A 22382-nucleotide genomic window follows, 5' to 3' on the forward strand; every position below is an offset into this window, starting at 1 on the left:
TTTATATGTTTAAAATGACCGCTCATTACAAAATGAGCGGTTTTTTTGTGCATACTTATACATTTTTTCAAAAAAGTATTCCATTTTTCTTCATTTTCTTTTAGAATAAGTAATGTTTTCCTGAAAAAATATAAGAGAAACGTCTATTAGAGAAAAAGGTGACTTTAATAGTTGAACGAACATAACACCTAGAATGACAGATGGGGTGGTACAAATAGAAAAGAAGTTAGGATTTTTTCCGTTAATCGCATTAGTAGTTGGAACGATGGTTGGTGGCGGTGTTTTTAGTTTACCGCATGATTTAGCAGTAGGAGCAAATAGTGGTGCAACGATAATTGGTTGGTGTATTACAGCAATGGGAATGATTCCACTTGCGCTCGTATATCAAACGTTAGCAAGACAAAAACCGGAGCTTGAGGGCGGAATTTATAGTTATGCACGAGCTGGATTCGGTGAATATATTGGTTTTAACAGTGCTTGGGGATACTGGCTGGCAGGGATTTTAGGAAATGTTGCAACAATTATGCTACTGTTTAGTACATTAGGTTACTTCTTCCCAATTTTTAAAGGTGGAAATAATGTTGCGTCAATCGTAGGTGCATCACTTTTACTATGGACATTGCATTTTCTAATTTTATTTGGAATTCGTGAAGCTTCCATTATGAATGTTATTGCAACAGTAGGGAAATTAGTTCCGATCTTATTATTTATTGTCGTAATGGTAACAGCGTTTCGCTGGGATACATTTACACATGATTTTTGGGGAGAAGGAACAATCTCACTTTCCGCTATTCTTGGTCAAGTGAAAAATACAATGCTTGTAACGCTATGGGTGTTCATTGGGGTTGAAGGAGCAGTTGTATTATCAGGAAGAGCAAAAAATAGTAGGGACGTTGGAAAAGCGACAGTACTTGGATTAATTTTAGTTATGTCTATTTATATTTTAATTTCTGTTCTGTCAATGGGAGCAATGACGCGAGGAGAACTTTCCGTTTTAGAAACTCCTTCAATGGGACATGTATTAGAACATGTTGTTGGGCCATGGGGTGCAATGGCAATTAATATTGGATTAGTTGCGTCACTTGTAGGTACATTAATTGGCTGGTTTTTACTTGTTTCGGAAATTTCTCACGTAGCAGGAAAAGATGGCGTGTTTCCGAAGGTCTTTACGAAAACCAATAAAAAGCAAACGCCACACATGGCATTATGGATTTCAAATATCGTTGCTCAAATTATATTTATAATTGTTCTGTTTTCAGAATCGACATATCAAATTATGTATTTTATTGCGTCAACATCAATATTATTACCATATTTATTATCAGCGCTATACCAATTCAAATTAGTAATTACAAATGAACTAAAAGATGCAAAAGTAAAAAATGGCTCGTTAGCTTTAATTGCCTCTATTTATTCTGTATGGCTTATTTATGCAGCGGGTTTAAAGAATTTATTACTCGTTTCAATCGTATATGGAATTGGGATTATCGTTTACATGTTTGCACGAAAAGAAAAAGGGAATCGTTGTTTTGTAGGTATAGAGAGATATGTGATGTGGGCAATTGTTGTCGCAGCTATCACATCACTTTATCTGTTGATAACTGGAACGATAAAAATGTAAAAGTCCTTTTCATTTAAAGGGCTTTTTTCTTTGTGTAGAGAATATTTAATACATAAGATATTCAGGAGGGATGAAAATGGAAGAAAAAGAACAGTTGTCTAGAATAATTGATTTAGCTAGTGAGTTAAGGAAAGTATTAGTACAAGAATCTTTTTTTAATCATCATCCTGAACTAAGGGGAGTAATTGAAAATTTAGCGAGTTCTGTTGAGAATTTAGCGGAGTTGCAGCAAAATAAAGATGAAAACGCTGAGGATCGATTACGATATGTACTGGCTAAAATGAAAATTGCTCACAATGCTATTTTACAAGAGAAAAAAGCATTTCCATCTCATTAATATACGTTTTAATTTTGAACCTGGCGGATAACGTCAGGTTTTTTATTTCTAGTTTTTTTTTTCTCTCATACACTAAGAATAGTATGAAAAAAGAAGGTGATTAAGATGAAATTACATAAAGCTCTTCAGCCAAGTTTTATAAAACGAATGTACTATATGAGGTTTATCGGGAAATTTATAAAAGCGGAGAGAGAGAAGAATGGAGAGAATTTTTTTGTACAATGTCTATCGCCAATACCATCTAATTTACAAGAGCAATTTACAAATGAACATTATATATTTGAAGGGTTATGTAGCAATAAAAAGAATGAAAAGATTTTTTCAGAATTAAAGAAGAAGAAATTAGAAAAGCAATTGGTTATGTTTCGTCTTTATTATGAAAGAGGAAATGTGTACGTGGAGTTAATATGTACAGAAGAACCTAGAGAAATAGCAACTGGCTATAAAATGATTCCAGCACCTAAAGTTGCAGATAATAAAAAAAGAGAGTCTTTAGAACGAAAGCTTTGTAATGGTTATTTATCATTTCTTATGCCGAAATATCCAAAAGACTTTGAGTCTCCTGAATTACTGTGGCATGATGGAAGGTTATATGGAAATATATTGTTAAAGTCATCAATTAGTTCAATCGCGTATTTTGAACAAAATCGAGAATGTAAATATATAGACTTAAGTGACTGGATGAAGCATGTAGAAATCGCGGTAGAAGAGCAATTGTATTTCGTAAGTGATCAAGTGTATGAGCTATTAAAAAAACGAATAACGGAAGAAGGGAAGCTAGTTGAAGTAGAGGATATAAAAGTACACAAGGAAGTATGGGAATGGGATGAGCGTGAATCATCCTTTTTACAGTATGTACAAAGTACGGTGCGTAATAAAGGGATGTATTTGGACGAAACAGATATTTATAATTTTCATATAAGTGTAAAAACCAATATGTTAACGATTCTTGGTGGTATACCGGGAGTTGGAAAATCACGCTTTGTGCAAGCTTATGCAGAGGCACTTGGATTACAGTATGGAGAAGAATTGGTTTGGATTCCGATTTCTCCATCGTATCAAGAACCACATGATTTACTTGGATATCTTCACCCAAATGGTACTTTTATTGAAAGTGAAACAAAGTTAGTTAGAGCGTTAATGAAGGCAAAAGAAAATCAAAATCAATTGTATATAATCGTTTTTGATGAAATGAACATGTCACATATTGAACATTGGTTTACTCCATTTCTATCTGTTCTTCAACTTGAAAAGGAAAATCGTATTTTGAATTTGTATGAGGGTGCGCAGAAATTAGAAAACCAAATTCCATCAACAATTGAAATTGGAGAAAATATTATCTTTGTAGGTACTGTGAATTTTGATGAAACAACGAAAGAACTCTCTGATCGATTATTAGACCGAACCAATTTAATTACGTTACAAAAAATTCCGTTTTGTGAGATGTGCATGGTACAAGAGAAAGGTGTATTACAACCACCTCTGAAAGTAACAGCGGGAGAATTTCGGATAAATTGGATCAGAAAGAAATCTATGATTGAAGTGTTTTCTGAAGAAGAGTTAGAGCTATTAGATAAGTTGCATGTTGTATTGTCATCACATGATGCGTCAAAGGGAATTTCTTTTCGATGTGCAAATGCAATTGCTATGTATTTGCAAAATATACCGTTTCAAAATAATCATTCTTATATGATTAGCAGAGAAGAAGGTTTTGATTTACAAATAAAGCAACGTGTACTGACGAAATTAAGAGGTACTGAAATGATGGTTGGGTCATTACTTTCTGAAGAAGTAAAAAGGGGAGCGACTTTAGTACCTCTTTTGCAATCGCCACTTGCAAACAGAGTCTCTACATTTGAACACTCTTTAGCATATATAAGAGAAAAACGTAGAGAACTGGAGTTGTATGGATATGCGAAATGAAGAGCGGTATGAAACAGAAATCGTTGATACGAATGAAACGCTCCCTTTTGTATTAAAGTTAATCATAGGAACAGAGGCAAAAGGGGAGTATATTTTATTAAATCGTCTTTGCACATCTACTACAGCATTAGTTCAATGTATTTACAAAGTACAAGAATTAAAACCGATAAGATTGCATTACCATTATGAAAGTCCAATGAATATTACTTTCATATGGAATAAAGTGTATGAGGGCCAGAAAAATATAAAAGAGTCACAATACGAAATAAATGAAAAAAAACAAAAGGTACTAATTTATGAACATGGAAAAACGGAATTCTTTTATCCATGGCGATGTGGTTTATATCATTTTGAAGTTCGCATAGAAGACACAACGTATTATGGTGCTTTTCAAATCGTTCCAAAAAATTTTTTTGATGACCAATTTGAAATGATTCAAAACTATGTAAAGTCAATTTTAAATGAGTTGATTTTAGATAGAGGTTATTATAAAAAGACTTTCTCTGCCCTTAGTGATATTGAGGATTCTTCTTATTTAGTATTACTTAGAAAGCTGCCGCAAAAAATGAAAAAGATAAAACAAGTTTTTAAAAAGATTGAATCAAGTTTAAAATTTATACATGAATATAAATGGGAAGTGAAGGAACGGAAGGCAACGAGAAAAGGAACAATAATGGCGGAAAGAAAGTCCTATACGAAATATTATAATCGTAAGTTTATTGAACAAAAAAATAGTAGGGAAAATGCATTTCTTAAATTTAAAGCGATGCAATTTTATCATTATTTACTTGAAGCCGAAAGTTTTTTACGTCAAACAATTGAAATATTAGAAAGAGAAAAAAAGAAAAAATTAGAAGAGTTTCAAGCTGTAAAAACGATTATGCAAACAATTGAGCGTAATGGATCTGTGACTGATAGAGAGAAGCAAAAATATAAAAATATACATTTACTAAAAGAAGCCGATTTACGTAAAAGCTCTGTGAAAATACAAGAATATAAAATATTAGCTCATATTGTACGTGAAAGTGTACAATACTTTAAAACTTTAATATATTCCCCCTTTTGGAGAGAAGTTTCTGAAACGGGTAATATGAACTCATACGATTTACCAATTCCACATCAACAATTACTACAGCATTTAAACTTACTTCCACAATATACAGATCAATCTCCATCTTTATTATTTGTATATAAACCAACGTTTTTAGTGTATGAATATTACGCTTTTTTTATCGTTATTTCCATGCTAGAGCAAATTGGTTTTAAAGCTAGAAATCCCATTCGTGAACAAATACAAGAGCATTTTTATGTAGATGGGTTACAAGATGGGACGACAGTAGTTTTACATCAAGATGATATGAAGGTCCACGTTGCATTTAATGACTTAATTGAAACACACCCCCTTATTGCATTAAGTAAAGGGAGTAACTTTTATAATGGCGAGGATACAAAAAAACCAGATATTCGCTTAGACTGTTATGTAAAGGAAGAAGGGAAATACGTATATAAATCTTCTATTATTATTGAAGTGAAGTATAGCCCAATGTACAATATTTTTCAGCACGTTGGAAATACGAAAGCGACTGAGCAAATGTATAAATACTGGTCTATAAAGTATGTAGAAGAACAGAATGGAAAACGTGTTTTTCATCGACGGGCAATTTATGAAGTTATTTGTGTATATCCAGGAAGTCATATGCATAGTAAAAAAATTGAATCTGGGTGCGGTGTCTTTTTGCAATTATATCCATATAAGACGAAACAAGGAGAAGAAAAATTAGCAGGAAAACATGGGATGGTACAAATCTTTGAGAAGTGGTTAAAAAATAATAAGAAGTAAAAGAAATCCTTTTTCATAAAGGATTTCTTTTAGATTAAGAAGAATTATATGCTGTATGGAAGTAAGTAGGATGTAATTTGAAAAGTGATACACATAAGTTATTAGAATAACTGTACATGTGAGGTAAAAGACGACGAAGTTGGAATTTAATTCATTTTGCAGAATATAATAAGTCATAAATATTTTTAGTTGCATACGAAGATTTGTTCTTATATGATAGATAGTGAAAGCGTTATCAAAACAGAGCGACGATGGGAAAGGCGGGGAAATATGTTCCAGCGTGTTCAAACAAAGGAAGAACATTTTTGGTTCGAGCAACTATGGGGAGATTTTTGTGAAGAAAGAAACTTAATGTTCGTAGAACGTAATTTAAATCCAACACGATTTTTATTAATAGAAGATGAGCATCATATAGGTACAGTAGAGTGTATTAAGTATACGGTACCCGAACAATCAAATTCTGAGTTTTTCTATCCGTTTTCTAAAAATGATTTAGTGAAAGATTTGAAAAATGTGTATGAAATAGGCAAGCTAAGTATTGCGAAAACGTCTCGTGGGAGAGGGCATTTCAAAAGGCTAACAGCTATTTTATTTGTGCATGCGTTAGAAACGAAAGCGGAATGGTATATTGCAGCAGTTACAAAAAGAATGTATATGTATCTACTAACACTCGGTTTTCCTATAGAGCCGATAGACAATCCATTTCAGTTTCATGATACTTTACAAGGTGTACCAGTGCGAATTCATGCTCGAAAAGGAGTTACGCATTTGTATTCTTTAAAAGAATTTCGCGATGTGATTCAAGGGAATGCTCATGCACAGGCATTAATCGCGGAATACAGTAAGAATATTATGTTAACAAAATAATTAGAAGTGAATATATATAATATAGAGAATGATATATTAATATGGCAGTATCCTTCATGAAAAAATGACCCTTATTGTTTTAATAAGGGTCTAAAAATCATAATCCAAATATACTAAAAATCATTTTGCGGCGCTTCGGTTTCTTTTCTCTTTCATATGTTGGTTTTGAATCAGGAGTAATATATATGGGCTCTTCTTTTTTGAGGGAAGCTTCTAGCTTTTGGATTCGTTCTAACATTTCCTCCATTTCACGACGGTGTTGCAAAAGTTGGTACGTAACGACATCATTTGCCTTATCTTGCATTTGCTCCTCCATTCGATCTAGCCTTCTTGTAATTGTGTGTAATTGAGTAGCTAATTGTTCAAAGTCATTTGATGATGTGTTTTGAAAAATTGTGTTTACTTGAGTTTTTAATTCTTCAACATCATTTGATGATGTTTTTTGAGTAGGTTGAGAGTTTTGCGAATGCTCAATTTGAGAACGATGGTATTCTAACATTTGATCTACATCATCTTGTTTGAAAATAAAGTGACCATATTTATTTTTTTCTATCGTAAGATTTAATTGTTGTGCAATCCGGACAACAGCCTTGGGGCTAACACCTAACTTTTTTGCGATAAATGGTGTTTTATATTCCAAAATAATCCCTCCTATATATATCCTGTTGAATGATTTCGATCTATGAAGTAAGTTCCCTTCCGGTATGACAAAAGAAGTGTGGAATCGGCAAAGAAAGTGTTTTTTCACGAAATTAAGTTGTGAAGAATATATCGTTTATATAAAAATGATTCATCTTAAGATTTAGAATAATTTGATTTGACGAGGGGAAATGAATTAGATTATCATAATGATAAATATCTTTTTTATGTATGCATATAATATATAAAAAGGTGGTTGCTAATGTAGAATTTTGTTAGAGTATTAGAATGCTTACTTCACTTGAATAAAATTAAGTAGGAGGTGGCTTCCTTGCTTACAATGTAAGTAAGGAAAAGTATTTGGACATATATAGTATAAGTATAGTGATTGTTTTAATTGCCTTAACGGCATTTTTCGTTGCAGCAGAATTTGCAATTGTTAAAGTGAGGAGTTCACGAATTGACAATTTAATTGCAGAGGGAAATAATCGTGCAACTTCTGTCAAAACAGTCATTACAAACTTAGACGAATATTTATCGGCTTGCCAGTTAGGAATAACAGTTACAGCTCTTGGAATTGGGTGGTTTGGTAAACCTGCGCTAAAGCAAATATTTGACACGCTTTTTGCAAATTGGAACATATCTACTCAGCTCGCAGATATTTTTGCTGTAATTTTAGTATTTTTGTTAATTACTTTTTTACATGTTGTAATAGGGGAATTGGCCCCAAAAACAGTTGCAATTCAAAAATCTGAACAAGTGAGTTTGCTTGTTTCTAAGCCGTTAATTTTCTTTTATCGTATTGCATTCCCATTCATTTGGCTATTAAATGGTTCAGCTCGAATCATTACGAAGCTGCTAGGGCTGAAACCGCCGAAAGGGCATGATGAGGTTCATTCGGAAGAAGAATTACGGTTATTAGTTTCAGAAAGTTACAAAAATGGTGAAATTAATCAATCTGAATATAAATATGTAAATAAAATTTTTGAATTTGATGATCGGATTGCAAAAGAAATAATGGTACCTCGAACTGAAATGAATATTATAAGTAAAGAAATGCCCGCTGAAGAAGCTTTGCAAAAAATGTCTCGTGAAAAATATACAAGGTATCCAGTTGTTGATGGCGACAAAGACCACGTAATAGGTTTTGTAAATTTTAAAGATATTTTTACTGAGTTTGTACAGCATAAAGCTGTTAATAAAAAGACAGTAGAGCAATATGTTAGACCAATTATTTTAGTTATTGATTCTATTCCAATTCATGATTTGTTTTTAAAAATGCAAAAAGAAAGAACACATATTGCTATATTGATAGATGAATATGGTGGTACATCTGGACTTGTTACTGTTGAAGATATTTTAGAGGAAATTGTAGGAGATATTCAGGATGAGTTTGATACGGATGAACAGCCAGAAATTCAACAAGTTAGTGAAACAAAGACGATACTAGAGGGAAAAGTACTCGTTAGTGAAGTGAATACGTTATTTGGTCTAGCGATTGATGATGATGGTGTTGATACAATTGGTGGTTGGATATTAACGAAGAATATAGAGATTGCTGAAGAGGATTCCATTGAAATTGAAAATTATAAGTTTTGTGTGAAAGAATTAGACGGGCGCTATATTAAAAGGTTAGAAGTTACAAAAACAGTAGAATCGATTGTCGTTTTAGAAGATGAAAAACAAATTTCTTTACAAGAGCAAATTAGCTCGTAAACTCTGCTATATAGCAGAGTTTTTTTGAGCATAATGTTTTTGGAGGAATACGGGCTATGATACAATTACATAAGTCAGACCTTTCACTAGGTGAAGTATTATTTTATACATATTTTTGGAAGGGGAAGAAAGATGAAAAAGCATTTATATATAAATGGAGATTGGAAGTCAGTAAACACGTATAAACCATTATATGCACCATACTCTGAAGAAACGTTAGCGGAAATTGCACAAGGAACGGAAGAAGATGTTCAAGAGGCTGTTACTTCTGCAAAAAATGCAATGAAAAAAATGAATACATTAACAGCATACGATCGGGCAACTATTTTAGAGAAGGTTGCGCAAATAATGGATGAAAGAAGAGAAGAGTTTGCAGAAATTATTGCAAAAGAGGCTGCAAAACCAATACGTGCTGCAAGGGGAGAAGTAGATCGTACTGTTCTAACATATAAATTTGCAGCAGAAGAAGCGAAGCGTATATATGGTGAAACATTGCCACTTGACGCAGCACCTGGTGCAGATGGGCGGATTGCCTATACGATTCGCAAACCAATTGGGGTTATAGGAGCTATTACGCCATTTAACTTTCCGTTAAATTTAGTAGCGCATAAAGTGGGCCCTGCAATTGCTGCCGGAAACACAGTTGTGTTAAAACCAGCTGATCAAACGCCATTATCTTCTTACGCATTAGTTGAATTGTTTGAAGAAGCAGGGTTGCCAAAGGGAGCTTTGAATATCATTTCTGGTCCTGGTGCAACTGTTGGCGAGGCAATTGTTAAAAATGATGATGTTGCGTCCATTACTTTTACCGGAAGTCCGAAAGTCGGAATCGGAATAAAGGAAAAGGCTGGATTAAAACGAGTTACGTTGGAATTAGGATCCAATGCTGCCGTTATTATTGATGAAGATGTAGAGTTAACTGATGAGATAATGGAACGCGTGAAATGGGGCGCATTTGTTAATAATGGACAAGTTTGTATTTCGGTACAACGTGTGTTTGTACACGAAAAGAGAATGGATGAATTTCTTTCGAAGCTAAAGAAAGCGATGGAAACTGTTGTTGTTGGTGATCCAATGAATGAGGAAACGGATGTATCAGCTTTAATTTCGAAAAAAGATGTAAAGCGAATTGAAATGTGGGTGCAAGAAGCAATTAAGGAAGGAGCAACTGTTTTATACGGTGGTAAGAAGCGTGATGAAAGAATTTTCGAACCAACTGTATTAACAAATGTTCCAGAGCATGTATCTGTACAGTGCCAAGAAGTATTTGGTCCAGTTATGACAGTAAATACATTTAAAGAATTTGATGAGGCGATAGAGAAAGTAAATCATTCACGTTACGGTTTACAAGCAGGCGTATTTACAAATAACTTATTTAAAGCGATGCGTGCAATTGATGAGTTAGAGGTTGGTGGGGTTATGATTAATGATATTCCAACGTTTAGAGTAGATCATATGCCTTACGGTGGTGTGAAAGAAAGTGGCACGGGTCGTGAAGGAATTAAATATGCCATTGAAGAAATGACAGAAATGAAATTAGTGTGTATTAAAAAATAAAGCAAAAGGTACACTTGTTTAATTAAGTGTACCTTTTATTTTACTTCATTTCTTGTTTGAAAATAGCATCTTCTACATAAATTTGTTCTTTATCTACAGCTGTGCTATGAGATAATACTAAACCGATTGGTGTTGCTGTATCTTTATTTTGAACAATTGTAAAAGGAATATTTTTTTCGTTTGCTAATTTAATGTATTTTGATAAATGTGGGTAAGCAATGCCACCGTTTAGGAGGATTTGTAATGATTGAGAAGAGCGTATGCTACTTGCTACTTCAGTATATACATTACTTTGCATTACTTGACCGATAGTTAAAGCGATTTCTACGCGCTCACGTAATGTAGTTAAATACATATTACGTTCTTCTGGTTTGTTTTGCTTTTGGCCATAAATGCCTTCTTGGAGATAGTCTTCCACATTTTTATTTACCATATTTTTCACACCTTTCACTTCCTATTGTACGCAAGAATTAAAAATGATGCAAAAAAAGTCGTTTTGAATACGGAAATAATTAAAAAAATGAGAAGGAAAAAGAGAGATTTGAATATAAATAATTAAATTAGAAAGAAAAAAATAATTTTATCAACAGAAATTAACAAAATGTGACAATAATCTATTAACGAAACATATTTTTTGTGTTAATATTCAAAATATAAAGGGTATTCGTCGTATGGAAATGGAGTGAATGGAGGTTTTTCCAATCGATAAGGATATTAAAGAAGTATTTTGTTCACACTTGAAAAACAATAGGCACCAATTCGTAGAGAACTGGAAAAACAAAATGATAATTTCCGAAAAAGATCCATTTAAACTAGAAGTAGTTCAAAATGGAGAGGATTTATTAGAGTTAATAATCGAACTTACTATGGAAGATAAAGATATAAATTATCTTCAACCATTATGCGAGAAAATCGCAATTGAACGAGCAGGAGCAGATGCGAATATTGGAGACTTTGTTTATAATGCAAATGTGGGAAGAAATGAACTTTTTGAAGCGATGTGTGAATTAGATGTTAGCGCTCGTGAATTGAAACCAATTATGGCCAAAATACATACTTGTTTTGACAAATTAATTTATTATACCGTTTTAAAATACTCGGAAATTATATCGAGGAATTTAGAGGAAAAACAGCAATATATTAATGAAACACATAAAGAAAGGCTGACGATTTTAGGCCAAATGTCAGCTAGTTTTGTACATGAATTTCGTAATCCGCTTACTTCAATTATGGGATTTGTCAAATTATTAAAGGCAGACCATCCGAGTTTATCGTATTTAGATATCATTTCGCATGAATTAGATCAATTAAATTTTCGAATCTCGCAATTTTTACTCGTTTCGAAAAAAGAAATGTGGAATGAATCGGAACGTTTTTGGCTTAATGACTTGTTCCAAGATATTATACAGTTCTTATATCCGAGTTTGGTTAATGCAAATGTTTCGATTGAAAAGAATTTGCCGTATCCAATACCACTTGTTGGTTATCGGAGTGAAGTGAGGCAAGTATTTTTAAATATTTTAATGAACTCAATTGACGCTATGGAAGCAATGAAAGAAGAGCGGAAAATTATCATTGATGTTTTTGAAGAAGAGCAAGCTATTCGAATTGTGATAAAAAATAATGGACCGATGATTCCAGCTGAAAATGTAGAAACGATTTTTGAACCATTTGTAACTACTAAAAAATTAGGAACTGGTATTGGGTTATTTGTATGTAAACAAATTGTAGAAAAACATAACGGGTCCATTATGTGTCGTTCAGATAGCGATTGGACAGAATTTCAAATTGCATTTCAAAAGTAAACAGTCTACACCAAATAAATGGTGTAGACTGTTTTAATTTGTAAGTATAACGGCTTCTAATTTAGGGTCTTTAGTTGAATAACCTACTATTGAAATGGTATAAATTATATTCGGTTCAACATCGAATTTAGGTAAAGTTAACAGGATTTTTTTATTATCTGCGAGTGAAACTTCAATATCTGCTGTACCAGGGCTAACTTGTAAAAAATCTGTTATTTGTTTAAAGAGCACATTTTCAAATAAATGATCTCCACCTTTTAAATCTACGTTAACAACAGGGGTATCTGGAGAAAAATGCATAAATCGAATTTTGGCTTGCCCAGATGGTATATGTGTATTATCAAGTATAGGTTGTAATTGTAGGTGATTATCACTATTTATTGCGGCAAGTGTATACGTATGATTTCCCATTATCGGTACTAAAGCTGAAAAAATTGGAGTTTCGTTCCCGACAGGGACGATATCAATGCGATATTTACCTTGCACTAATGATAAATAGGGGCTAAATTGCTTAAATGAAATGTTTTTGATTACCTTTTGTCCATTTACTAAAATGTCAACCGCAGGTGTGTTTGGTGCAGAATGAAAAATTCTTATATGTGACGGTAAAGCAGCTTCTTGTGAATCTCTTTTTTCATATGCCTGTACAAGTTTTGTAAGTGCATCGTAATACTTCATATATAGTTCTACATATTTTTTGGGATTGCTATATTGATAGTAACGGGCGAGCTGATCGTAACGTACAGCTTCTTGTCCATATTTTTCGATTTCAGATTGAGACATGCACATTCCTCCTTTGTCATCATTAAAACTATATGCGAAGTGAGAAAGAGGTTATGCGAAAAACTTGTATTTCTGAATGGGAAAAGTAAAAGATTAAAAACATATTTTGGGAGAAGTATGTCTGAGTATTATTGGCTAGTAAAGTGGTGCTAAAAGAGATGTATATGGAGTTAGTTAAGTTGAATAGAAGCTTATATTTACTAGGAGTAATAAAAATATAAAAAGACTAAATTATAAGGGCATTTCAATCAACGTATCGAATACATGTATAAAAAATTTTTAGTAAAGGGATTTTTTAATTTATAGGCAAACACACATACAAAGGGATAATTGTCCTACATAATTTATAAAGGAAAGGTAGTTTAACTTCGGTGGAAGGAGTGGCACCTTGGGATGGGGATATCCCGATTATGATTGTGAATGAAGTTATGAAGGAATTTGTGTGAAAAATCGTTATATGACTGTTGAATTCGTAAAACGTATGGTTTTTTGATTTATTTTAGCGAGTCCCAGTAATATTGATAAAAGAGCGTCGTGCCGAACTGATTAATGTGGTTAATCGGTTCTTTTTTTATGTATAAACTGAAAATATTAAATGTGGAAAATTAGTTTCTATAAAAAGATTGTTATCATTGCGGCGAGATAATTGTCGAAATTTTTTTGGAAATATGCAATTTAAAGTAGGATAATAGGAAGGAGTTTAAAGGGAGTTCCGTCGAAGTTTACACAATGTCGGCATTTGAGGGAAGCTGGCATTATGTTAGGAAAACATTTAGTAATACGTTACTTTTATATAAGGGAGGGTTATTTGAGCGTATAGATAAGGATTGGTCTTCGTTTTAAGTTCTGAATTTTCTGTTTTCGAAACATTTATTAGCACTCATTTGTATATTTTATAATAGTATTTTGATAAATTCACTGCTTGTGCAGAGGATTCTTTTTTATGAAAGAAACGTCAATTTTCTTCATATACATATACAAATTGAAGAAATGGGGGAGCGCTATGCGCGATTACTTAATTAAACCACTTGTTGGTCAGCCGTATCCAATGATTTCACATGGAAAAGGTGTATATTTGTATGACCAGAACGGAAATAAATATTTTGATGGTTCGTCAGGAGCAATTACGGCAGGTATTGGACATGGCGTAAAGGAGATTGCAGATGTTATTAAAAAGCAAGCAGAGGAGATTGCTTTCGTATATAGATCACAGTTTACGAGTGAACCAGCTGAAAAACTAGCAAAGAAGTTAAGTGATTTAAGTGTAGGAGATTTGAACTGGAGCTTTTTCGTAAATAGTGGTACGGAAGCAAATGAAACAGCTATGAAAATTGCAATTCAGCATTTTCAGGAGCGCGGTATTCAAGGGAAACATAAAATTTTATCACGCTGGATGAGCTATCACGGTATTACGATGGGAGCCTTGTCAATGTCTGGGCATCCGCTGCGCAGACAACGTTTCGTATCTATTTTGGAAGATTATCCAACTATTCCAGCCCCATATTGTTTCAGGTGCCCTGTACAAAAGGTATATCCAACTTGTCAGCTTGCTTGTGCAACTGAACTAGAAAGATCAATTGAAAGAATTGGTGCGGAGCATATTGCAGCTTTTATTGCTGAACCGATTATCGGAGCAGCTGGCGGTGCGGTTGTACCGCCGAAAGAATATTATAAAGTGATTAAAGATATTTGTAGTCATTACGATATTTTATTCATTGCGGATGAAGTAATGACTGGGCTTGGTCGTACTGGTGCATGGTTTGCGATGGAGCATTGGGGTGTAGAACCGGATATTATGACGCTTGGTAAGGGATTAGGAGCGGGATATACACCAATGGCTGCGACGATTGTTAGTGACCGAGTTATGGAGCCAATTTTACGTGGGTCACGTTCTGTTATGAGTGGTCATACGCTAAGTGCAAATCCATTATCTGCAGCAACGGCTCTAGCTGTTATTGAATACATGGAGAAACATAATCTACCTGAAAAAACAGCGGAAAAGGGAGAATATTTAATTAAGGGACTACAGAAAGTTCAGCAACAATCGACAATTATTGCGGATGTGCGTGGAAAAGGGTTGCTGATCGGAATAGAATTGCAACCGTTTACAAAAGCTTCGGAGCTTATTTCGGTTGCAGCTAAAAATGGTCTCCTTTTATACCAAGCTGTTTCAGGGCAAGCAGGAAAAGAAGATAGCGCACTGCTTGTGGCACCGCCAATGACAACTACATATTCCGAGTTAGATGAATTACTTTCAATTTTTGCAAAAAGTGTAGAAGAGATGATGCAAAAAGGAGGGCATAGTATCGTATGACAACAATTACAAATACATTCAATAAATTAAAAGGGATAGAGGAAGTAATTTCTTTGTTCCATGATGATATGACATTAATGTTTGGGGGATTTGGGGGAATTGGATCCCCTCCAACTTTAATACAGGCTATTTTAGAAAAGGGAGTTACAAATTTAAATTTAATAGGAAATGACACTGGCTTTCCTGATGTAGGAATCGGTCGTCTTGTTACAAATGAACGGGTTAAGTCTTTAGTTACTTCCCATATTGGCTCAAATCCAAATGCAGGAAGACAGTTAAATGAAGGACGATTACAAATTGAGTTTTCCCCGCAAGGAACATTAGCAGAGCGTATTCGCGCTGGAGGCGTAGGGCTTGGTGGTGTTTTAGTTGATGTTGGTGTTGATACGATTGTTGAAGATGGAAAACGAACAGTCGAAATGAATGGCAAGACATACTTAGTTGAAACTGCATTAACTGCTGAAGTTGCGATTGTTTATGCGAAAAAAGCTGATCCGTTTGGTAATCTTGTATTCGACAAAAGTGCGCGGAATATGAATCCTCATGTTGCTATGGCTGGGGACATAACGATTGTAGAAGCAGAAGAAATTGTTCCACTTGGAAGTTTAGATCCTGAGGAAATTGTCGTTCCAGGTGTTTTCGTAAATTATATCGTACCGTCGGAAGGAGTGAATTGGAAATGGGTATGGGCGTAGAAGTGAGAGATAAGATTGCTAGGCGTGCGGCGAAAGAAATACAAAATGGCATGATTGTAAATTTAGGTATTGGCATTCCATCGCTTATACCGAATCATTTGCCTGACGATATAAATGTAATGTTTCATGCAGAAAATGGAATCGTCGGTATGGGGCCAACGCCAAGTAAAGGGAATGAAGACGAGAATTTATGTAATGCAGCAGGTTTACCGACTTCTCTTATTACAGGAGCGAGTTATTTTGATAGCTGCACTGCGTTTGGGATGATTCGAAAAGGTTTACTAGATATAACGATTCTTGGGTCATTACAAGTGAGTGAGAATGGAGATTTAGCAAACTGGATTGTACCAGGGAAACGTGTGCCCGGTATTGGGGGAGCGATGGATTTAGCACAAAAAGCGAAGCGTGTCGTTGTTGTGATGAATCATGTTGATAAATACGGAAATGCAAAAATTGTTTCAGAGTGTACATTGCCATTAACGTCAAAGAAATGTGTAGATTTAATTATTACAGATATGGCGGTTATGGAAGTGACTTCGAGTGGACTCATTTTACAAGAATTAATGAGCCCGTATACAGTAGAAGATATAAAGCGACATACGGAAGCTGAGTTTCAAATTGGCTCTAACTTACTAGTTATTGAATGAGGGGAGATATAATATATGAAGCAATTAAAAAAGCAAGTTTGTGATTATATTGAGAGTCATGAAGAGGAAAGTGTGAAATTTTTAACACGGTTAATTCAAGAAAAAAGCGTATCTGGTGATGAAAGTGGTGCGCAGGCAATTGTGATTGAAAAATTACGTGAGCTAGGTTTAGATCTTGATATTTGGGAACCATCTTTTTCTAAAATGAAAGATCATCCTTATTTTGTATCACCACGTACAAGTTTTTCAGACAGCCCGAACATTGTGGCAACTTTAAAAGGAAGCGGCGATGGAAAATCTATGATATTAAATGGGCATATTGATGTAGTACCAGAAGGCGATGTGAATCAATGGGACCATCACCCATATAGTGGTGAGAAAATAGGGAATCGTATATATGGCCGCGGAACGACGGATATGAAAGGCGGCAATGTCGCACTTATGCTTGCGATGGAAGCGATTATTGAATCTGGTGTTGAATTAAAAGGAGATATTTATTTTCAAAGTGTCATAGAAGAAGAAAGTGGCGGGGCAGGGACATTAGCGACTATATTACGAGGATATAAGGCAGATGGTGTCATTATTCCAGAACCGACAAATATGAAGTTTTTCCCGAAGCAACAAGGGTCAATGTGGTTCCGTCTACATGTAAAAGGGAAAGCTGCACACGGTGGTACACGTTATGAAGGAGTAAGTGCAATTGAAAAAAGCATGTTTGTTATAGATCATTTGAGAAAATTAGAAGAGAAGAGAAATGGTCGAATTACTGATCCGTTATTTAAAGGAATTCCGATTCCAATTCCAATTAATATTGGGAAAATTGAAGGTGGTAGCTGGCCAAGTTCTGTTCCTGATTCGTTAATTTTAGAAGGAAGATATGGTATTGCGCCGAATGAGACTATAGAGGCAGCAAAAGAAGAGTTTGAGAGTTGGATCGCTGAATTACATGATGTGGACAATTGGTTTGTTGAAAATCCAGTAGAAGTAGAATGGTTTGGAGCGAGATGGGTTCCTGGTGAACTAGAAGAAAACCATGAGTTAATTACAACACTTCAGCATAACTTTGTTGAAATTGAAGGGAAGGAACCAATGATTGAAGCATCTCCGTGGGGGACTGATGGAGGTTTATTTACACAAATCTCAGGTGTACCAACGATAGTATTTGGTCCGGGAGAGACGAAAGTAGCACACTATCCAAACGAATATATAGAAATTGATAAAATGATAGCTGCCGCAAAAATTATTGCATGTACATTACTAGATTGGTGTGAGGTGAAAAAATGAAATACTATGAATCTTTTAGAGAGCAGACAAATTGCCATACAGTAGAAGGCGTTTTAGATTATTTTAATAAACGTATTCGAATAGATCACTATACAGGAAATGTTGAAAGTATTATACAGACAATTGACGGACTAGCAGAGAAACATTCTTTCACTAAATGTATTATTAAAGGAAAGGGAGAGCATGTTTCAACATGGCTCTCTTTCGGTTTCTTATTGGAAGCGACGATACCTCATTATTTTCAAGGACACGATGCATACTTCTTTGTGAAATATAATAATGATGAAAGACGAAATAGTATTCATTGGTCTGAGGAAGATACTATTTTAAGTGGTGTAAAAGCAAAAGAAGTAAAAGAAAAAGTAGTCCCGGAGAAATTTCTGTTAAGAAAAGCGACTGAAGAAGATGCAGAAGAATTAGCAACTGTCTTTGGAAAAGTATTTGAAGTGTATCCGACACCTTTAAATGAAGCGAGTTATGTATTACAGACGATGAAAGAAGACGATACAATTTACTACGTATATGAATTTGAGGGGAAAATCATTAGTACAGCATCTGCAGAAATGAACGTAAAGGAAGGCAATGCAGAATTAACGAATTGTGCTACTTTACCTGAATATCGTAAACATGGGTTTATGAAAAGTTTGCTCATTAAGTTAGAAGAAGAGCTTCAAGAAAAATCTATTTTCTGTTCCTATACAATTGCTCGATCGCTATCTTTCGGTATGAATGCTGCCTTTCATCAGTTAGGCTATACATATACAGGAAGACTGGCGAACAATTGCTACATTTTCGATAAGTTGGAAGATATGAATATATGGGTAAAAGATTTATCTAGCTATTCGAAAGCATGAAGGCTCCCGCCTCAAAATTCGGCTGTAAAGTAAAAAAGTTAGGTGGGAATCGGGCTGCTCGTAAAAGCCCGACTAATTAAAGTTTTACTTTATCTAATCAAAAATAAATTTCATCAAAATATTAGAACGGAATCGTCATGCTTATAATCGCACATAGGTATGCCGGAAATTCGGCATAGTATTTGCTGAATTTTCGGCAAAAGGGGGGATGACATTGCTAGCAGTTTCGACACAAGAAGTCATTGAAGCGATTTTGGGCAGTATTGATGAGGCTATACACGCAGTAGATGAAAATGGTATTACAATTTTTTATAATACAGTTGCTGCGAAACACGATGGATCCAAAATTGAAAAAGTGTTAGGAAAGCATTTGTTAGAGGCGTTCCCATCTTTAACTAGGGAAACGAGTACATTGATGAAAGTTTTAGATACAAAAAAACCAATTGTACATCAAGTGCAACATTATCAAAATTTAAATGGAGAAGATGTTTGTACCGTAAATACGACGTTACCTATTTTTATAGATGGGAATATTGCTGGTGCTGTTGAAATTGCGAAAGACTACTCTACAATTCAAAAGCTAACTGATACCATTGTCGATTTACAGTCGAAAATAAAGCGATCGTCTAGAAAAAAAGTGATTAAAAAGCATGCTGCATTTGAGACGATAGTGACAAATGATTCTCGCTTTAAACAGACGAAAGAGTTAGCGCAAAAAGTAGCGCCAACAGATGCAAACGTTTTAATATATGGTGAAACGGGAACAGGAAAAGAACTGTTCGTGCAAGCAATTCATGAAGCTTCTAAAAGAAAAAACAAGCCATTTATTGCACAAAACTGTGCAGCTTTACCAGAATCACTATTAGAAAGCTTACTGTTTGGAACGACAAAAGGTAGCTATACAGGGGCGATTGAACGGGCAGGCTTATTTGAACTTGTAGATGGAGGAACATTATTTTTAGATGAACTGAATTCAATGCCGCTCGATTTACAAGCGAAAATGCTACGTGTATTAGAGGATGGAGTCATTAGACGAATTGGTGATAATAAGACGAGGAAAGTAGATGTTCGCGTGATTACCGCGATGAATCAGCCGCCAGAAGTATGTTTACGAGAAAATAAAATTCGCACTGATTTATATTATAGATTAAATGTGTTTTCATTATATATCCCGCCACTACGTGAAAGAACTGAGGATGTATTACTATTAGCTTCTTATTTCTTGAAAGAATATAATAAAAGCTATAAAAAAGGTGTACTTCAAATTGATAAGGAAGCGAAAGAAAGACTACAAGCTTATCAATGGCCTGGAAATGTTCGTGAGTTAAAACATACAATTGAACATGCTGTCATTATTGCGGAAGGAAATGCATTAACCGCAAATTGTTTACCTCGTATATTTAAGAAAGAGAAACTTCCAAAGAAGAAAAGTATATTACCGCTTCGGGAAGCTCTTCATCAAACAGAAAAGGAATTAATAGACCAAGCGTTGATTGAAACGGAAGGAAATATTTTGCAAGCAGCAAAAATGTTAGGTATTCCGCGTCAAACGCTTCAATATAAACTGAGCAAGTACGACAAAACCGCCGAATAATCGGCGGTTTTTGTGTGTTTGCACCAATAAAAGAACGTTTACATATATAAAAGGTAATGAATATGATAGTTAATATTCTGTTATTACTGCACTTGAAAATATTTTTTCTCCTATATAATAGGGTATTTCGCACATTTACTTATCAAGAATATGAAGTTGGCATAACAATTGCTTATATAAAGGATGAGCGTATAAAAAGGGGGAATAGCAATGTTACATGATGTATACAAACCAAATCGTTACTGGAAGGATATCGAATTATGGAAAGATGTTACTGAAGAGCAATGGAATGATTGGGTTTGGCAATTAACGAATACGATCAAAACGTTAGATGACTTAAGGAAAGTGATTAACTTAACACCTGAAGAAGAAGAGGGCGTTAAAATTTCAACGAAAACGATCCCGTTAAATATTACACCGTATTATGCTTGGCTAATGAATCCTGATGACCCACGCTGTCCGATTCGGATGCAATCTGTACCGATCTCGGAAGAGTTATATAAAACGAAATATGATTTAGAAGATCCACTTCATGAAGATGAAGATTCACCAGTTCCAGGGCTAACACATCGTTATCCTGACCGCGTATTATTCTTAGTAACGAATCAATGTTCTATGTATTGTCGTTACTGTACACGCCGTCGTTTTAGTGGACAAATTGGAATGGGTGTACCGAAGAAACAATTAGACGATGCGATTGCTTATATTAGTGAAACACCACAAGTACGTGACGTTTTAATCTCTGGTGGTGACGGTCTTCTAATTAATGATAAAATTTTAGAATACGTATTAAAAAATTTACGAGAGATTCCGCATGTTGAAATTATTCGTATCGGAACGAGAGCACCAGTAGTATTCCCGCAACGTATTACAGAAAACTTATGTAACATTATTAAAAAGTACCATCCAGTATGGTTAAATACACATTTCAACACTTCTATTGAAATTACAGAGGAATCGAAAAAAGCATGTGAAATGCTAGCGAACGCGGGTGTTCCAATTGGAAACCAAGCGGTAATTTTAGCAGGTATTAACGATAGCGTTCCAATTATGAAAAAGCTAATGCATGACTTAGTAAAAATCCGTGTACGTCCATATTATATTTACCAATGTGACTTATCTGAAGGTATTGGACATTTCCGTGCACCAGTTTCTAAAGGTCTTGAAATTATTGAAGGATTACGTGGACATACTTCTGGCTATGCAGTACCGACATTCGTTGTGGATGCACCGGGCGGAGGCGGAAAAATTGCGCTTCAGCCAAACTATTTAATTTCACAAAGTGCGGATAAAGTTGTACTTCGTAACTTTGAAGGGGTTATTACGACGTATCCAGAACCAGAGAGCTACATTCCAGGAAGAGCTGAAGGTTACTTTAAAGAAATTTATCCGAACTATGAAGAAAAACGTTCAGATGTTGGTATTGCAGGTCTTATGAGCGATAAGAAATTTAACCTTGTTCCAGATGATTTACAGCGTATGAACCGTCGTAAAGACTATGAAGATAATGATACGCATGCATCTTTAAAAGATAAACGTGATAAGCGAGACCAATTAAAAGATAAAAAATATCAATCGCAAATGGCTAAATTAGAAGAAAACGACAAAAAAACTGAGGGTGATGCAGTATGAATTGTATGTGGTGTGACAGTACAGAAGCGAAAGAAAGCTTGAATACTGTGTATTGGGAACTACCAGATGGTACGAAAGCCATTGAAATCCAAAAGACACCATGTATTTCTTGTTCCTCATGTGGAATGGACTATCAAGCAGACCATACTGTAAAAGAAATTGAAGATCAGTTGTTTTTAATTTATACGAAAGATTTGCCAAAACAACTAACATATGAAGAGTTAATGGGAAGACCAAGACTATTAAAAAGAAATTATTTCGACTTTTAACCAGC

At 34.6% G+C, this 22382-nt stretch carries 19 protein-coding genes; 16 read left to right on the forward strand and 3 right to left on the reverse strand.

Annotated elements, in window-relative coordinates; translation table 11 throughout:
- Nucleotides 1-193: 193 nt before the first annotated feature.
- From JDS95_RS09235 to JDS95_RS09255, 5 genes are all read left to right on the forward strand, one after another.
- The gene (locus tag JDS95_RS09235; protein ID WP_000129458.1) at nt 194-1621 is read left to right on the forward strand and encodes a basic amino acid/polyamine antiporter; all 1428 of its coding nucleotides are present in this window, start codon (nt 194-196) and stop codon (nt 1619-1621) included.
- Nucleotides 1622-1697: 76 nt separating this feature from the next.
- Nucleotides 1698-1958 (forward strand): hypothetical protein, encoded by a 261-nt coding sequence (locus JDS95_RS09240; protein ID WP_000391448.1) that lies wholly within the window; start codon nt 1698-1700, stop codon nt 1956-1958.
- A 105-nt stretch (nt 1959-2063) separates the two neighbouring features.
- On the forward strand, nt 2064-3881 hold the full coding sequence (locus JDS95_RS09245; protein WP_000766162.1) for an AAA family ATPase: 1818 nt from the start codon (nt 2064-2066) through the stop codon (nt 3879-3881).
- Nucleotides 3871-5721 (forward strand): hypothetical protein, encoded by a 1851-nt coding sequence (locus JDS95_RS09250; protein ID WP_001243343.1) that lies wholly within the window; start codon nt 3871-3873, stop codon nt 5719-5721. Before JDS95_RS09245 ends, JDS95_RS09250 begins: the two co-directional genes overlap by 11 nt.
- Before the next feature lie 270 nt (nt 5722-5991).
- Nucleotides 5992-6588 carry a hypothetical protein gene (locus JDS95_RS09255; RefSeq protein ID WP_000487809.1) on the forward strand — a complete coding sequence of 199 codons (597 nt, stop codon included), beginning with the start codon at nt 5992-5994 and terminating at the stop codon, nt 6586-6588.
- A 97-nt stretch (nt 6589-6685) separates the two neighbouring features.
- On the opposite strand, the gene racA is transcribed toward JDS95_RS09255, so the two are convergent.
- Complete coding sequence (gene racA, locus JDS95_RS09260) at nt 6686-7228, reverse strand: chromosome-anchoring protein RacA (RefSeq protein WP_000456000.1); 543 nt, start codon at nt 7226-7228, stop codon at nt 6686-6688.
- A gap of 359 nt (nt 7229-7587) precedes the next feature.
- Between racA and JDS95_RS09265 the strand changes: the two genes are divergently transcribed.
- Together JDS95_RS09265 and JDS95_RS09270 are read left to right on the forward strand one after the other, a co-directional pair.
- A complete protein-coding gene (locus JDS95_RS09265) occupies nt 7588-8943 on the forward strand; it encodes a hemolysin family protein (protein WP_000356239.1) in 1356 nt (451 codons plus the stop codon).
- 132 nt (nt 8944-9075) lie between these two features.
- Nucleotides 9076-10500 carry an aldehyde dehydrogenase family protein gene (locus JDS95_RS09270; RefSeq protein WP_000716471.1) on the forward strand — a complete coding sequence of 475 codons (1425 nt, stop codon included), beginning with the start codon at nt 9076-9078 and terminating at the stop codon, nt 10498-10500.
- A gap of 40 nt (nt 10501-10540) precedes the next feature.
- Here JDS95_RS09270 and JDS95_RS09275 read toward each other — a convergent pair whose 3' ends face one another.
- Nucleotides 10541-10933 carry a YueI family protein gene (locus tag JDS95_RS09275; RefSeq protein ID WP_000247575.1) on the reverse strand — a complete coding sequence of 131 codons (393 nt, stop codon included), beginning with the start codon at nt 10931-10933 and terminating at the stop codon, nt 10541-10543.
- A 253-nt stretch (nt 10934-11186) separates the two neighbouring features.
- Between JDS95_RS09275 and JDS95_RS09280 the strand changes: the two genes are divergently transcribed.
- Nucleotides 11187-12305, forward strand: a complete 1119-nt coding sequence (locus JDS95_RS09280) for a BA2291 family sporulation histidine kinase (RefSeq protein WP_000451750.1) — start codon at nt 11187-11189, stop codon at nt 12303-12305.
- A gap of 33 nt (nt 12306-12338) precedes the next feature.
- On the opposite strand, the gene JDS95_RS09285 is transcribed toward JDS95_RS09280, so the two are convergent.
- Nucleotides 12339-13088, reverse strand: a complete 750-nt coding sequence (locus tag JDS95_RS09285; RefSeq protein WP_000083271.1) for a DUF4397 domain-containing protein — start codon at nt 13086-13088, stop codon at nt 12339-12341.
- A gap of 1003 nt (nt 13089-14091) precedes the next feature.
- On the opposite strand from JDS95_RS09285, the gene JDS95_RS09290 reads away from it, so the two are divergent.
- From JDS95_RS09290 to JDS95_RS09325, 8 genes are all read left to right on the forward strand, one after another.
- The gene (locus tag JDS95_RS09290) at nt 14092-15402 is read left to right on the forward strand and encodes an aspartate aminotransferase family protein (protein ID WP_001205888.1); all 1311 of its coding nucleotides are present in this window, start codon (nt 14092-14094) and stop codon (nt 15400-15402) included.
- The gene (atoD, locus tag JDS95_RS09295; protein ID WP_000208115.1) at nt 15399-16097 is read left to right on the forward strand and encodes an acetate CoA-transferase subunit alpha; all 699 of its coding nucleotides are present in this window, start codon (nt 15399-15401) and stop codon (nt 16095-16097) included. The genes JDS95_RS09290 and atoD overlap by 4 nt, the downstream gene beginning before the upstream one ends.
- Nucleotides 16082-16744, forward strand: a complete 663-nt coding sequence (locus tag JDS95_RS09300; RefSeq protein WP_000525263.1) for a CoA transferase subunit B — start codon at nt 16082-16084, stop codon at nt 16742-16744. The genes atoD and JDS95_RS09300 overlap by 16 nt, the downstream gene beginning before the upstream one ends.
- A 15-nt stretch (nt 16745-16759) precedes the next feature.
- The gene (locus JDS95_RS09305) at nt 16760-18028 is read left to right on the forward strand and encodes a peptidase (protein WP_000811521.1); all 1269 of its coding nucleotides are present in this window, start codon (nt 16760-16762) and stop codon (nt 18026-18028) included.
- The gene (gene ablB, locus JDS95_RS09310) at nt 18025-18882 is read left to right on the forward strand and encodes a putative beta-lysine N-acetyltransferase (protein WP_000878583.1); all 858 of its coding nucleotides are present in this window, start codon (nt 18025-18027) and stop codon (nt 18880-18882) included. Before JDS95_RS09305 ends, ablB begins: the two co-directional genes overlap by 4 nt.
- A 208-nt stretch (nt 18883-19090) precedes the next feature.
- The gene (rocR, locus tag JDS95_RS09315; RefSeq protein ID WP_002038616.1) at nt 19091-20476 is read left to right on the forward strand and encodes an arginine utilization transcriptional regulator RocR; all 1386 of its coding nucleotides are present in this window, start codon (nt 19091-19093) and stop codon (nt 20474-20476) included.
- A 210-nt stretch (nt 20477-20686) separates the two neighbouring features.
- Nucleotides 20687-22108 (forward strand): lysine 2,3-aminomutase, encoded by a 1422-nt coding sequence (kamA, locus tag JDS95_RS09320; RefSeq protein ID WP_199690426.1) that lies wholly within the window; start codon nt 20687-20689, stop codon nt 22106-22108.
- Nucleotides 22105-22377 carry a YokU family protein gene (locus JDS95_RS09325; protein ID WP_000995765.1) on the forward strand — a complete coding sequence of 91 codons (273 nt, stop codon included), beginning with the start codon at nt 22105-22107 and terminating at the stop codon, nt 22375-22377. Before kamA ends, JDS95_RS09325 begins: the two co-directional genes overlap by 4 nt.
- Nucleotides 22378-22382 lie beyond the last annotated feature (5 nt).

It is taken from the genome of Bacillus cereus group sp. N24, from assembly GCF_016483345.1.
GTDB classification, from domain to species: domain Bacteria; phylum Bacillota; class Bacilli; order Bacillales; family Bacillaceae_G; genus Bacillus_A; species Bacillus_A toyonensis.

Excerpts from the sequence above, each read along its gene's own strand:
- JDS95_RS09235 (WP_000129458.1), top strand. The coding sequence starts at position 194 with ATGACAGATGGGGTGGTACAAATAGAAAAGAAGTTAGGATTTTTTCCG.
- JDS95_RS09240 (WP_000391448.1), top strand. The coding sequence starts at position 1,698 with ATGGAAGAAAAAGAACAGTTGTCTAGAATAATTGATTTAGCTAGTGAG.
- JDS95_RS09245 (WP_000766162.1), top strand. The coding sequence starts at position 2,064 with ATGAAATTACATAAAGCTCTTCAGCCAAGTTTTATAAAACGAATGTAC.
- JDS95_RS09250 (WP_001243343.1), top strand. The coding sequence starts at position 3,871 with ATGCGAAATGAAGAGCGGTATGAAACAGAAATCGTTGATACGAATGAA.
- JDS95_RS09255 (WP_000487809.1), top strand. The coding sequence starts at position 5,992 with ATGTTCCAGCGTGTTCAAACAAAGGAAGAACATTTTTGGTTCGAGCAA.
- JDS95_RS09270 (WP_000716471.1), top strand. The coding sequence starts at position 9,076 with ATGAAAAAGCATTTATATATAAATGGAGATTGGAAGTCAGTAAACACG.
- JDS95_RS09275 (WP_000247575.1), bottom strand. The coding sequence starts at position 10,933 with ATGGTAAATAAAAATGTGGAAGACTATCTCCAAGAAGGCATTTATGGC.
- JDS95_RS09280 (WP_000451750.1), top strand. The coding sequence starts at position 11,187 with ATGGAGGTTTTTCCAATCGATAAGGATATTAAAGAAGTATTTTGTTCA.
- JDS95_RS09285 (WP_000083271.1), bottom strand. The coding sequence starts at position 13,088 with ATGTCTCAATCTGAAATCGAAAAATATGGACAAGAAGCTGTACGTTAC.
- JDS95_RS09290 (WP_001205888.1), top strand. The coding sequence starts at position 14,092 with ATGCGCGATTACTTAATTAAACCACTTGTTGGTCAGCCGTATCCAATG.
- atoD (WP_000208115.1), top strand. The coding sequence starts at position 15,399 with ATGACAACAATTACAAATACATTCAATAAATTAAAAGGGATAGAGGAA.
- JDS95_RS09300 (WP_000525263.1), top strand. The coding sequence starts at position 16,082 with ATGGGTATGGGCGTAGAAGTGAGAGATAAGATTGCTAGGCGTGCGGCG.
- JDS95_RS09305 (WP_000811521.1), top strand. The coding sequence starts at position 16,760 with ATGAAGCAATTAAAAAAGCAAGTTTGTGATTATATTGAGAGTCATGAA.
- ablB (WP_000878583.1), top strand. The coding sequence starts at position 18,025 with ATGAAATACTATGAATCTTTTAGAGAGCAGACAAATTGCCATACAGTA.
- rocR (WP_002038616.1), top strand. The coding sequence starts at position 19,091 with ATGACATTGCTAGCAGTTTCGACACAAGAAGTCATTGAAGCGATTTTG.
- kamA (WP_199690426.1), top strand. The coding sequence starts at position 20,687 with ATGTTACATGATGTATACAAACCAAATCGTTACTGGAAGGATATCGAA.
- JDS95_RS09325 (WP_000995765.1), top strand. The coding sequence starts at position 22,105 with ATGAATTGTATGTGGTGTGACAGTACAGAAGCGAAAGAAAGCTTGAAT.